Source organism: Arthrobacter sp. GQ119 (assembly GCF_059759125.1).
In genome coordinates this window covers 250,029-262,629 of record NZ_JCAXEA010000003.1, presented here as the reverse complement: position 1 = coordinate 262,629, position 12,601 = coordinate 250,029, and the positions used below count along the sequence as shown (strand labels likewise).

The following is a 12,601-nucleotide window of genomic DNA, read 5'->3' as shown; positions in this document are numbered from 1 at the left end:
CCGGGAACAGCAGCGCCATGGAAAGAACCGGTAGAAACTCCGTCCTGTATCTGGCCGGTGCGCTCATGCAGGGGCTGGGCATCTTCCTGGTGCAGCCGTTCGCCCTCCGTGTGCTCAACGACGATGCCGAGTGGCAGGAACTCTTCCTGGCCGTCTCCGTCATCCAGGTCGGCGTGGTGCTCGGAGCCGCAGGGCTGCCGCTGGCGATCACCAAGACGTGGTTCGATCACGACGGCGCAGCCAAAGCCCGCTCGATCAGCGGCTTCCTGAGCCTGTTCGGCGCTGTGGTGGGCGTCCTCGCGGCGGCTGCCTACTGGGGGCTGGCACGCGGCAGCGACGGCACATTCAGTTTCACCGTTGCGTTGCTGACCATGGGCCTGCTTGCCACGGTGCTGGCCGCCCAGGCGCTGCTGCGGGCGCAGGGCCGCCCGGTGGCGTTTGTCCTGCTGAGCCTGGGTTCATCAGTGGCCGCCTACGGCGTGGGCCTGGTTGCGATGCTCCTGGTGGGTGCTTCCGCCAGTGTGTTCATGGTCGGCTTCGGAGCCGCGGTCTTCCTGACAGCGGTCGCGTCACTGTTTGTGGCCCGGCCGGCGCCGCCGTTCTCTGTTCCCGGCGCCGCCAAAGAGGCGCTGCTCATCGGCCTTCCAGTCCTGCCACACACCGGGTCCATGATGCTGCTGACACAGGGCGCCGCCTTCCTGCTGGCAGCCGTGGCGGCCGAGGGCGTTTCCGGCGACTACGGCAAGGTGCAGATCTTTGTCCTGGGCACGGTGACGATGCTGGGGGCTTTGAACAACGCCTGGGTGCCGGCGATCATGTCGGCCAAGCCGGGTGAAAGGCCGGAGCGCATGCGCTCGGTGATGAAGACTGCCAGTTTCGCCGGACTTGCAATCGTCGTCGTAGCGAGCGGCGGAGCCAACGTGGTCACCCACGTCATGGCGGTCGGGCGGGAAGATCTCATTCCCGTGGCACAGATAATGCCCCTGATTGCCCTGGGGTACCTGCTGTACCTGAACGCCTCCTCGCTGCTGTTCGCCGACAAGGTGACGTGGATTCTGGCGGTCGTGACGCCGTTGGTGCTGATCGTTTCGGCCCTGGCGGCCCTCTGGCCGGCCTCCAGGGGCAACCTGGTGCTGATGGCGGTGACTTCTGCCGGCTCGTTTTTCCTGCTGGGCGGTGTCTACTTTCTGGTCGCACGACGGCGGGCCCCCGGCGGGTGGCCGATGCGCACCTATGCGCTGTGCTGTCTTGCCGCGGCGGGGTATGTCGTGGTGCTCTTGATGGTGCCGCGGGACATCGTGTCCGGCATCATCACGGCAGCCGTGGTGGCTGTGGCGTCAGCGGGCGGACTGGCACTATGGCACCAGCGCAGGGCAAAGCGGACAGGAAAGGCTTCACAATGACGGGCACCCGCAGCCTGGAAACGGTGGCTCCGCGGCTCCGCCACGGAACATGGGGCGGCCAAACCGGCCCCGCGCACTATTGTCTTCTTTGACTTCGCCCGCGGCATTTCGGCCCAGGCCGTCGTGCTGGGTCACGCCCTCAACATCTTCGTACCGGGCATTCTTATGGTCCCCGGACAGCGTGTCTTTTACATCCAGTCGGGTCGTTTACGCTCTTCTGCCGGCTGTTGCACTGGTTGTCGCGGCGGATTTCCTCGTGTTCCACGGCTCCAGGCGTTTGCCGTTCATCACAATCGACCTGAGTCCCGAAGCCATTGCGGGCAGCTTCACGATGCTGTTCAACCACCCCGTGCTCCAAGAGGCTGCCGCCCGGACCTCGACTTCCTGGATCGACGTGGGTCCCATGGGAACCGGTGCCCCTCTTTGGTCCGTGGTCGCGGAATGGTGGATCTATGTGGCGTTCGGGATCCTGGCACTCATTGTGCTGAACGGGACGCGGATGGGGTTCCTGCGGGTTGCCCTTCTGTTGTTCGCCATCGCGGTCCCAGTCGGTTACATGGCCCTCGTGCACTTCTCCGTGATCACGTACATCTGGTTCTACCTGCATTCCGTGCTGGCAGCGTGGCAGCTGATTCTTCTGTCGCTGGTCATCTGCAACCTCCTCGCCTACGCCTACTATCTCCTGGTGGAGCGCCACTTCCACAGGGTCGGCAAATGGCTGAAGCGGCATTTCCTCCCACGCAGCAAGGATGCGGCGCCGCTGCAGAAATAGCGGTTCCCGGGCGCCCGCGCCGGCGCTCGAAATGCGGGCGCGGGGTCCCAGCGGGTATCGTAGATGGGATTGCCTTGGCCGAAAACTGCCGCCCTGACCCGAAAAGTAGGAGCTTCCCACGTGACCGCAGATCCCGCAACGCTCCAGCGAGCCGATCCTGCAGCGGGCTCCAAGTCCGGTAAAGCCGCGGGCTCCCCGGGACGAATCCGCGCTGATATCCAGGGACTCAGGGCCTTGGCGGTGGGCATGGTTGTCCTCTACCACCTGTGGCCGAACCGGTTGACGGGGGGTTTCGTGGGTGTGGATGTCTTCTTTGTTATTTCGGGCTTCCTGATCACCTCACATATCCTCTCAAGTCCCATCTTGAGTGGCCGTGACCTGGTAGTTTTTTGGCGGCGGCGCGTGCGGCGCCTGCTTCCCGCGTCGTTGCTCGTCCTGGGTGTGGCGGCCGTTGCAACCCGGATCGTTGCGCCTTCATCGCGCTGGGAAGACACCGCCACCCAAATCATCTCCTCAGCACTGTATGTCCAGAACTGGACCCTGGCCGCCGGTTCCGTGGACTATCTTGCTGCGGAAAACGCCGCCTCTTCGGTACAGCATTTCTGGTCCCTGTCGGTAGAGGAGCAGTTCTACCTGGTCTGGCCCGTCCTGTTTTTTGCAGTCTTCTGGCTTGCTGCCCGGCTGGGGCGGAACCGGACAACCTCGGCACAAATACTTGTTGGCGGAGTCTTCGCCATTTCCCTGGCCTACTCCATCTATGCGACCGCCGTGACGCCGGCCAGCGCCTACTTCGTCACCCCCACGCGTATGTGGGAACTGGCCGCCGGCGGCCTCGTCGCAACGTTCGCCGCCTCGCGAACGGCGGGGGAGCCCCGCTCCCGGGACTCGCTGCTTGCCTGGGCCGGCATTGCGGCCATCGTGGCCGCCGGGGTCCTGTATACGGGCAGCACCCCTTTTCCCAGCTACACCGCGCTTCTTCCGGTGGCTGGAACGGCGGCCGTCATCTGGGCTGATGCCCAGCAGCGGCATTCCCCAACTCTGATCCTTCAGCAGCGGCCGGTTCGGGTGCTGGGCGACCTCTCCTACTCGGTTTACCTTTGGCACTGGCCGCTGATCGTTTTGGTTCCCTACGTCAGCGGAGGAAGCCTCAGCCTGTTGGATAAGTGCCTCATCCTGGCCCTCACCCTGGTTTTGTCCTGGCTGACCAAGAAGTTCGTTGAGGACCGCTTCCGTACCGCCCCGCGCGGCCAGAAGCTCAGCACTACTTTCCTGGCGGCAGCGGCCGGCATGGCAGTGGTTGTCCTGCTGGGGGCGGCACAGATCGCCGAAGTCCGCCACCGCACCGATGTATCAGCCGGCCAGGTGGCGGCTCTTTCGCAGGAAGGAAACCAATGCTTCGGTGCAGCAGCGCTGGCAAACACTGCAGGGGGCTGTTCGGCCGAACCCAGCGGACCGGTCACTCCGGCTCCTGAAGCCGCCATCAACGACAAATCTGACGCTTACGCTGACAATTGCTGGTCCTTCGAACCGACGTTCGAAGAACGTCCGGTATGCACCTACGGATCAGGACCGACGCGTGTGGCACTGGTCGGAAACTCGCACGCGGGCCAGTGGCTGCCGGCCCTTCAGACCCTCGCAGATGAGCGTGGCTGGACGATTACGACGTATCTTGCTTCTGCCTGCAACGCCACAGACGCCAGGTTGAAGTTCTCGACGGCTGAGGCCGGGGCCGGTTGTGCGGAGTGGGGAAAATGGGTTCTTCGGGAGACGTCCGGTGACGCCTACGATCTTGTCGTAACTTCAGAACGGGTCGCCCGGCCGGTGGACGGGGCTCCCGGCGGTGCCGGCAACCTCGCAGCCGCCGCCGCAGGGTATGAAAGCTACCTGAAGAAGTGGGCCGCCGCGGGCACCCGTGTACTGGTACTCAAGGACACTCCCAACCCTCAGGCCACCACAGGCTCCGTGCCGGACTGCCTTTCACTCCATGAGCCTGACTACGCGGCCTGCTCGGGAACTGTCGGACAGTGGCACCAGCCGGACCCTCTCACCCAAGCTGTGACCAAGCTGAAACTTCCGACCATCGCCACCGCGAACATGGACAAATACTTCTGTTCCAGCGGGCGCTGCCAGAGCGTCATCGGCAACGTCGTGGTCTATTTCGACGGCCACCACATGACGTCGACCTACGCACGGACGCTGGCCCCGTATTTGAGGGATGCCATCGAGCGTTCCCTGGGATAGAAACCGCTTGTCCTGTCACTGCCAACCAGGTGGCCGTCAGCTGATGGCTGCGGCGTTTTCGGAGCTAGCCTTTGGAGGGCGTTGTCATCGACACGGTCGTGGCTGGGCCGAGTAACGCGGACTGCGAGCGGGCGCCCCAGGTGCCGCCGGGCAATACGGGGTAGTAATACGTAAGTCCCGAAGGTTGAACGGCGACCAATCCCGTGGATCCGCTGCCGCCAAGGCCCGTTGTTCCAGAATACTGCCGGAACGACTGCCAGCCAGCCCCGACGACTCTCCGTGGTTCCGCAATGAAGGCCTGCTGCCCGGTGGAACGGTACAGCCGCATGGCCCCCGACGGGTCGACGGCCAGCAGATCCTGGTTGCCGTCGGCATCGAAGTCAATCATGGCCAACGTCAGCGAGTTCCAGCCGCGGCCGATCCTTACAGGCGCGTCAAGGACGGTGCCCGATCTGTTGCCCCAGTAGTGGAGGACCCCGTCAGTTCCGTAGCCCACCAGCCCTGGGTAGGTGCCGGATTTCAACCAGGGACCCGCAACGATGTTCGTCTGGGCAAAGCCGCCGGCCGCGAGCGTTTGAGGGCCAGAGAAGCCTCCAGACGCCCCGCCCAAGTAGACAGCCAAGGAACCCGAAGAGCGTTGCGCAAGCACATCTGCGACGCCGTCGGAGTTCCAGTCGACTACATGCAGGGATTTGATACCGGACCAGCCGGCGCCGATCAGATAGGCGCTTGCCGCCGACCCACTGCCGTGTGCCGGATTATTCCAGAGCTTTCCTTGGGCATCTATCGTGAGGATGTCAGAGGTGCCGTTCAGCGAGGCCCTGGCGACGAGGTTGGCGCTCCCGGAAATCAAGCGGTCGTTCCAGTTGCCGGCCTGAGAACTCCGCGTCCCGAACTTGGCTGCAACAAGTGGATAGTAAAACAGCTGCCCTGAGCGGTCCCGGGCGAGCAGGCCATTGGATGTAGCCGAGGCGAAGGCCCGTGCCGGGCTGATACTGCTCATGGTGTTCCAGCCGGAACCCATGACAGTCCGGGCCTCATCGATGAAGGAGCCCGTCCCGTTGGAGCGGTAAATCCGCATCACCCCGGCGTGGTCCACGGCAGCGATGTCCTGGTTGCCGTCACCGTCCGCATCTGTCATCACAATGTGCATGCGGACGAAGCCTGAGCCGGCAATGCTTGGCTGGCCAAGCATTCCGCCGGCATCGTTCGGGTAGTACTGGAGTGTGCCATTTTCCCCGCGGACAATGACGCCGGGGTATTTTGCTGCCCGTTGCCAAGGCCCGATGGTGACCACGGAACCTGCCAGCCCGGAGAGCACCTGGACCGGGGCTGCGAAGCCTCCGGCCGGCAGGGCGAAATGGATATTCAGGGCCCCGCCGGTGCTGACTGTTGCCAAGTCATAGAGCCCGTCTGCATTCCAGTCGGTAACGTGGGTGGAGGAGAGACCCGTAAACCCTGCACCGGTCTTGGTTCCGGCGCCGACGGTGCCCGTGCCGGTTGGATGACGGTAGAGGTCACCTGCCGTATCGACCGTGACGACGTCGGTGGAGGCCTGGATCGAGGGCGTCGCCTGGGCGGGTGGCGGGGCAACCTCGAGGTTGATGTTCTCACCGCCGGCGATGAGGTAGCCGTTCCAGCCAGAACCGATGGACGCCGGCGCTCCCCAGGCGGAGTTGCCCGGAACAGGATAGTAGGTCAGTTGGCCGGCGGAACTCCTCGCCATGAGGCCGTTTGTCCCGGACCCCTTGAAATTGGTGGTGACGGTGACGCTCGTCATGTTGTGCCAGCCACCGCCCAGCACCTTTCGAGGCTCTGCCACGAAGGCGCCATTTCCGCCGGAACGGTAGAGGCGCAGCGTTCCGGCCGGGTCCTGGCCCAGGATGTCCTGATTGCCGTCGCCGTCGAAATCGATCATTGTCAGGTTGATCTTGCTCCAACCGTTGCCGATCGTGGTTGCTGCGCCGAGTCCAGCACCTGAGCTGTTTCGCCAGAGCCTCAGGACGCCGGAGTCGTCGCGGGTGATGATGTGGGGGAAGTAGCTGCCTCGCAGCCAATAGCCGATGGTCAGTTGGTAGTTGCTCCAGCCGGATGCCGCGAGAACGGGGCCCGTGGCAAATCCGCCTGCAGCCACACCGAGGTAGACATTGACCCGGCCGGACGTCCATTGCGCAACGAGATCAAGGACGCCGTCGGCGTTCCAGTCGATCGCGTTGACGGACCGGACATCTGTCCAGCCTCTTCCGATCTGCCTCCTGGGCTTGAGCGTGCCGTTTCCCGTAGCGGGGTAATCCCACAGGACTCCCGAACTGTCCACGGCCACAACGTCCCCGAGCGATGTGATGGAGGGAGCGGGTATTGCGCCATCTGCTGTCGAGGCGAATTTCTGCAGCGTGGCCAGCGTGCCGTTCCAGGCATTGGAATCACCGGCGAACGGACCCGTGGCGCTGTACTGCCACACGCTGTATGTCGCCCAGCCGTTGGGCATGGTGCCAACGTACCGGGAGTATGCGGCAAGATGCAGCGGCTGCCGGGAGAATGCCGACGAGTTTCCCGTGCATGTCTGCCACCAGTCCGTGGTGGTGTAGATCATCGGAAGGCGCCCGGTTCGCGCCAGAACCTGATTGGAGAAGGCTTTGATCCAGTTGACCATCGCCGTCTGGCTCATGTTGTAGCAGGAATTGCCGAGCGATGCGTACGGGTTGTATTCGATGTCGAGGAGGGGCGGCATGGTTTTGCCATCCGCGGTCCAGCCGCCGCCGTTGTTGACGAAGTAGTTTGCCTGCTCCGCTGCGCCGGAAACATTGGGGAGGGCGAAGTGATAGGCACCGCGGATCAGCCTCGCACTCGACGCACCCGCATACTGGGACCCGAACACCGGGTTCCGGTACGTAGTTCCCTCCGTCGCCTTAACGTACGCGAACCGGGCACCCATGTTGTACTGGGCAGGCCAGTTGACCGTCGGCTGGTGGCTGCTGACGTCCAGGCCCTGAATGCCCGGCGCCATCCAGGTGTTGGTTGCCTGCGCGGAAAAAGTATCTGCCGACCGCGTTCCGTGCTGTTTCTCGAATTGCCTCTCGAAGGTGGCAGCGCGGCTCTTGGCGCCCTGGCCCATGTATGAGCCGTGTTGTCCCATTTCCGCCCGAAGGGCTTCCATGTCGATTGCCTGGGCCGCGGGTTCTTCGGCGGATGCCGTGGCACCATCAGTCGCCGTGGTTTCAGCTGTCGCCACGCCCGGAGCAGTCATGCCGCCGGTCGAGTGTTCGGCTTCCGGCGACGGGGCGGCCTGGGCGGGGAGGACACCGCCGATGCACAGCATTGCACACAGAAGCGTGGAGATGCCTGAGAGGCCCAGGCGTCTGGCTCCCGCAAGCGCTGCCGAGTGCTTGCAAGTCGAGGAACGGTTCATTGTTCTACCCCCAGCGTGAAGCTGCGGGCCGAAGTGGCCCCAGATGCTGGACTTCCCCCCGAGCTGAGCCCTCTTCACACCTGCAGCGATGTTCGCAGCAATACTAGCATTTGTGGTAATGAAGTGACGACTGGGACTAATGTGGCATCTGTGTGATTTGTGGCTCTTGATCGCGTTGAGGCGCCAGCGTGAGGCCCGGCCCAGGCCCCCGCGCCCTGTCATAGACAAGCGGGAGTAGCTGGCTGTCCTAGACTGGGGGCCATGAAGGTTTTGGTCACCGGCGGGGCCGGGTACATTGGATCGCACACCGCACTTTGTCTGCTCGAGGACGGACATGAGGTTGTGGTGTTCGACAACCTCATGAATTCCAGTGTCGAGGCCGTCCATCGCGTTGAAGAGCTCACGGGCAAGGCGGTGGCATTCCGGGAAGGCGACCTTTTGGACGCCGATGCAGTCGATGCCGTTTTCGCGGAAGGCGGCTTCGACGCTGTCATCCACTTCGCCGGGCTAAAGGCCGTGGGGGAGTCGGTCGAGAAGCCGCTGTGGTACTACAGGAACAATGTCGTCGGCACGCTCAACCTGCTGGAGAGCATGGAGAAGGCCGGAGTGCGCCGGCTGGTGTTCAGTTCGTCCGCCACGGTGTACGGCGCCTCCGAGCACGTTCCCCTGATTGAAAAATCACCCCTGGACGCCACCAACCCCTACGGCCGCACCAAGGAACAGATCGAGGACATCCTCTCCGACCTGAGCGACGCGGATCCGCGGTGGAGCATAGCGTTGCTCCGCTACTTCAATCCCGTGGGCGCGCACGAGTCGGGACGCATCGGGGAAGACCCGCGCGGGATCCCCAACAATCTGCTGCCGTTCGTTGCCCAGGTGGCTGTGGGCCGCCGGGAGAAGGTCATGGTGTTCGGCAACGACTACCCCACGCCGGACGGCACCGGCGTCCGGGACTACATCCACGTGATGGACCTCGCTGCCGGCCACCTCGCCGCCCTCCGCTACCTGGAAACCAAGACCGGGTCCTTCCGCTGGAACCTCGGCACCGGCCGCGGCTCGTCCGTGCTGGAAGTCATCGACGCGTTCGGGGCTGCGGCCGGGCACCCGATTCCGTACGAGTTCGCACCGCGGCGGCCCGGGGATGCAGCTGTCAGCTACGCGGATGCCTCTGCCGCCCTCGCAGATCTGGGCTGGTCGGCGCATCGCGATCTCGCGCAGATGTGTGAGGACCACTGGCGTTGGCAAAGCTCCAACCCCTTCGGCTACGGCGGGGACGAGTAGTCCCTGCCCGGGGCGTGCCCTGACTTATCCACAACTTGGCTGTTTGACTATGCCTCGTGATCCCGATCCCTTAGCTTTAACCCAATTGCACTGCCTCCGCTGGGGGTGGCAGGGGTACGGGGGGCCTGATGGATGCTGTGCGGATAGTCGAGGACGAAGTTCGGGAGCTTATCCGTCGGCGGGGCCTGGATCCGCTCCGGCAGGCCGGGGAGGTCCGGCGGCTCGTTGACGCGGCTGTCAGCGATTATGACGAGCGCGCCCTGATGGGTCCGCTGCCTCCGCTTGGCTCGGCTGACACCGCGCGAAGGTTTGTCTTTGACGCCGTGGCAGGATTCGGCGTCCTCCAGCCTCTGCTCGATGATCCGGGCATCGAGGAAATCTGGATCAACGCGCCAAACGAGGTCTACGTGGCCCGCAACGGCGAATCCGAGCTCACGTCGCTCAGCCTCACCGACCAACAGGTGCGCGATCTGGTGGAGCGGATGCTCAAAAGCTCGGGACGGCGCCTCGACATGTCCTCGCCGTTTGTCGACGCAGCGCTGCCGGACGGCTCCCGGCTGCACGTGGTCATCCCTGACGTGACCAGGCGGCACTGGGCCATAAACATCCGCAAGTTCGTAGTCAAGGCGAGCCGTCTCGAGCACCTCGTCGACCTCGGAACCCTGACACCGCAGTCCGCCCGGTTCCTTGGAGCCGCGGTGGCCAGCGGACTCAACATCCTGGTTTCGGGCGCCACCCAGGCCGGCAAGACCACCATGCTGAATTGCCTTGCTGCCAGCATCGGCAGCCGCGAGCGGGTCATCACGGTGGAGGAAATCTTTGAGCTGCAGTTTCCGCTGCGTGACGTGGTGGGACTTCAGTGTCGCCAGCCCAACCTCGAAGGCGAGGGGGAGATTCCGTTGCGCCGGCTGGTCAAAGAGGCGCTGCGGATGCGCCCGGACCGCCTGGTGGTCGGAGAGGTCCGGGAAGCCGAAAGCCTCGACATGCTCATCGCCTTGAATTCGGGCCTTCCCGGAATGTGCACGGTCCATGCGAATTCGGCCCATGATGCCGTGACGAAGATCTGCACCCTTCCGCTGCTGGCGGGGGACAACATTTCCAGTGCCTTCGTTGTGCCCACCGTCGCCTCCTGCATCGACCTTGTAGTCCATTGCAGCCGACAGGTGAACGGACGCAGGCGGGTGACTGAGATTCTGTCCCTGGGAAGGCGGGTCGAGAACGGCGTTATCGAATCGTCCATGGTCTTTTCCCTCGTCGACGGACAACTGCAGCCGAACGCCAGCTCGATGCCCGCGCCGGAAAAGTTCGCCCGGTCGGGTTACGACGTTGCGGCACTGCTGGAGTCGCGCTGATGGCTCCGCTGCTTGGCGTGCTGGCAGGGGCGGGCCTCTTTCTCATCTGGTGGTCGGCCTGGGAACGACCGGAAAGCGTCAGGCAGGAACCGCGGACCAGCCGCCTCCACGACTTGCTGCTTGCGGCCGGGGTTGAAAAAGTGACGGGCGCCGGTCTCGTCGGCAGTTGCCTGGGGCTTGGGCTTTTCGTGATGCTGGCCTTCTTTGCCGTCAGCAAGTCGTGGCCGGTTTCATGTTGTTTCGGGCTGTTCGGAGCCTGGCTTCCCATCATGGCGGTCAGGTGGCGCGCCCGACGGCGGGCTGCGGTTTTGCGGCGGCTGTGGCCGGACGTTGTTGATCACCTTAGATCCGCGATCAGGGCGGGTCTATCGCTGCCGGAGGCCCTCATCCAGTTGGGCGAGAAAGGGCCGGAGGAACTTCGTCACGTCTTTCGTGATTTCGGCTCCGACTACCGGGCTGGTGGCCAGTTCGATGCTTCACTGAACAAGCTCAAGGACCGTCTTGCTGATCCAGTGGCAGATCGCATCATCGAAGCGCTGAGGCTCACGAGGGAAGTGGGCGGTTCAGACCTCGGCAGGCTCCTGGGGACACTTGCCGAGTTCCTCCGGGAAAGTGCCAGAACCAGGAGTGAACTGGAAGCCCGACAGTCCTGGACAGTCAACGCCGCCCGGCTCGCCGTCGCGGCCCCCTGGTTGGTCATGGTGCTGCTGGTGAGCCGCCCGGAGGCCGTGGCTGCCTACAACACGACCATGGGTGCAGCAGTCCTGCTCGGAGGGCTGGTGGTTTCCCTGGTGTGCTACTCGATCATGCTGCGGATTGGTGCGCTTCCTGCAGAGGAGAGGGTCCTGCGATGACGACCCTCCCTGCAGCCGAAATCGCGTGCGGCCTGCTCCTCGGCGCCGGCCTGTGGCTACTTCTGGTCCGCCTTCCGTTCATGCGGCCCGTCTCCTTTGCGGAGCGGATAGAGCCGCAGCTCAAAGCCCAGAACATGGAATCCAGGCTGCTCAGGGCAGCTGACCACAATCTCACGCCCTTCGGGCCGCTCGAGCGTATCGTGCGTCCCCTGATCAGGGACGGGCTGGCAAAGCTGGGCAAGTTCAACCTGGGGTCCTCAGCCCTGGCCCGCAGGCTGGCGCAGGCAGGAATCAGCAAATCGCCGGTTCATTTTCGCGCCGAACAGCTTCTCTGGGCCGTGGGTGCCTTCGTGGTCACGGTCGGGATGATAGTTCTCGGTGCCATGGCGGGGAGATTCAGCCCGGTGCTGGCCGTCGTCATTGCAGCAGGAAGCGCGGCGGGCGGGTTCCTGTTCCGCGACTATTGGCTGGGGGTGCAGATCAGGAAGCGGGAGGGCCGAATGATGGCTGAGTTTCCCAGCCTTGCTGAGCTGATGGCGCTCGCTGTTGGCGCGGGGGAGAGTGCCACCGGTGCTTTGGACAGGGTTTGCAGAAGCGCCCGCGGGGAACTCTCCAGGGAGTTTGAGAAAGTGCTCGTTGAAACGCGTGCCGGAAAACCCCTCGTGGAGGCCCTTCAGGAGTTCTCCTCACGGACCGATCTCGGGCCGCTCGTCCGTTTCGTGGACGGAATCATCGTCGCAGTGGAGAGGGGCACGCCCTTGGCCGACGTGCTCAGGGCCCAGGCCCAGGACGTCAGGGATACCGCAAAGCGCGACCTGATGGAGTCTGCCGGCAAGAAAGAGATCGCGATGATGGTGCCCCTTGTCTTCGGCGTGTTGCCCCTCACCGTGGTCTTCGCGGTGTTCCCGGGCCTGGCCGCCCTGAATTTGAACCTGTGACGTGGTCCGTGGGCCTTTTAGTCCTGACCCCTTGCGGAAATCCGCGTTGTCCTTAGCCAGTACTCGCCATCTCAAAGAAAAGAAACGGGAATCAAAATGACACACATCGCCAGGCATGGAATTGCATTAGTGCGCGCGCTGGGGCTGCGCGTCGGGGGAGCTGCGGCCTCGGTCCGGCAACATCGCCGCGGTGAGCCCCACAGCCGTGATCACGCCGAACGGGGAGACGTTCCGGGATGGGTCATGATCACCCTCATGTCGGCGGTGCTGGTGGCGGCTCTGCTCGCACTCGCCGGACCGGCGCTTGAGGCCATGTTCATTCAGGCAATGGACACGGTCGGAAAATAGGCG

At 63.9% G+C, this 12,601-nt stretch carries 9 protein-coding genes; 8 read left to right on the top strand and 1 reads right to left on the bottom strand.

The window, feature by feature from the left end:
* The first annotated feature begins 17 nt into the window (after positions 1–17).
* From AC6CH3_RS04785 to AC6CH3_RS04775, 3 genes are all read left to right on the top strand, one after another.
* Positions 18–1,403, top strand: a complete 1,386-nt coding sequence (locus AC6CH3_RS04785) for a lipopolysaccharide biosynthesis protein (protein ID WP_498131344.1) — start codon at positions 18–20, stop codon at positions 1,401–1,403.
* 181 nt (positions 1,404–1,584) lie between these two features.
* Positions 1,585–2,175 carry a hypothetical protein gene (locus AC6CH3_RS04780; protein WP_498131343.1) on the top strand — a complete coding sequence of 197 codons (591 nt, stop codon included), beginning with the start codon at positions 1,585–1,587 and terminating at the stop codon, positions 2,173–2,175.
* Between the two features lie 120 nt (positions 2,176–2,295).
* Entirely contained in the window at positions 2,296–4,416 is a 2,121-nt protein-coding gene (locus AC6CH3_RS04775) for an acyltransferase family protein (RefSeq protein ID WP_498131342.1), read from the top strand.
* Between the two features lie 64 nt (positions 4,417–4,480).
* Here the strand turns inward: AC6CH3_RS04775 and AC6CH3_RS04770 are convergent, their stop codons facing one another.
* Positions 4,481–7,735 carry a GH25 family lysozyme gene (locus tag AC6CH3_RS04770; RefSeq protein WP_498131341.1) on the bottom strand — a complete coding sequence of 1,085 codons (3,255 nt, stop codon included), beginning with the start codon at positions 7,733–7,735 and terminating at the stop codon, positions 4,481–4,483.
* A gap of 351 nt (positions 7,736–8,086) precedes the next feature.
* Here AC6CH3_RS04770 and galE point away from each other — a divergent pair, with 351 nt between their 5' ends.
* The 5 genes from galE to AC6CH3_RS04745 all read left to right on the top strand — a co-directional run bounded on the left by galE (position 8,087) and on the right by AC6CH3_RS04745 (position 12,598).
* Entirely contained in the window at positions 8,087–9,106 is a 1,020-nt protein-coding gene (gene galE / locus AC6CH3_RS04765; RefSeq protein ID WP_498131340.1) for a UDP-glucose 4-epimerase GalE, read from the top strand.
* Positions 9,107–9,234: 128 nt separating this feature from the next.
* Positions 9,235–10,458, top strand: coding sequence for a TadA family conjugal transfer-associated ATPase (locus AC6CH3_RS04760; protein ID WP_498131339.1), 1,224 nt, complete (start codon positions 9,235–9,237; stop codon positions 10,456–10,458).
* A complete protein-coding gene (locus AC6CH3_RS04755) occupies positions 10,458–11,312 on the top strand; it encodes a type II secretion system F family protein (RefSeq protein ID WP_498131338.1) in 855 nt (284 codons plus the stop codon). The genes AC6CH3_RS04760 and AC6CH3_RS04755 overlap by 1 nt, the downstream gene beginning before the upstream one ends.
* Positions 11,309–12,250 carry a type II secretion system F family protein gene (locus AC6CH3_RS04750; protein ID WP_498131337.1) on the top strand — a complete coding sequence of 314 codons (942 nt, stop codon included), beginning with the start codon at positions 11,309–11,311 and terminating at the stop codon, positions 12,248–12,250. The genes AC6CH3_RS04755 and AC6CH3_RS04750 overlap by 4 nt, the downstream gene beginning before the upstream one ends.
* Before the next feature lie 96 nt (positions 12,251–12,346).
* Positions 12,347–12,598 (top strand): hypothetical protein, encoded by a 252-nt coding sequence (locus AC6CH3_RS04745; protein WP_498131336.1) that lies wholly within the window; start codon positions 12,347–12,349, stop codon positions 12,596–12,598.
* The last annotated feature ends 3 nt before the right edge of the window (positions 12,599–12,601 follow it).

What these genes read in the sequence shown, in the direction of transcription:
- AC6CH3_RS04785 (WP_498131344.1), top strand. Translation starts at nt 18, where the DNA reads ATGGAAAGAACCGGTAGAAACTCCGTCCTGTATCTGGCCGGTGCGCTC.
- AC6CH3_RS04770 (WP_498131341.1), bottom strand. Translation starts at nt 7,735, where the DNA reads ATGCTGTGCATCGGCGGTGTCCTCCCCGCCCAGGCCGCCCCGTCGCCG.
- galE (WP_498131340.1), top strand. Translation starts at nt 8,087, where the DNA reads ATGAAGGTTTTGGTCACCGGCGGGGCCGGGTACATTGGATCGCACACC.
- AC6CH3_RS04760 (WP_498131339.1), top strand. Translation starts at nt 9,235, where the DNA reads ATGGATGCTGTGCGGATAGTCGAGGACGAAGTTCGGGAGCTTATCCGT.
- AC6CH3_RS04755 (WP_498131338.1), top strand. Translation starts at nt 10,458, where the DNA reads ATGGCTCCGCTGCTTGGCGTGCTGGCAGGGGCGGGCCTCTTTCTCATC.
- AC6CH3_RS04750 (WP_498131337.1), top strand. Translation starts at nt 11,309, where the DNA reads ATGACGACCCTCCCTGCAGCCGAAATCGCGTGCGGCCTGCTCCTCGGC.
- AC6CH3_RS04745 (WP_498131336.1), top strand. Translation starts at nt 12,347, where the DNA reads ATGACACACATCGCCAGGCATGGAATTGCATTAGTGCGCGCGCTGGGG.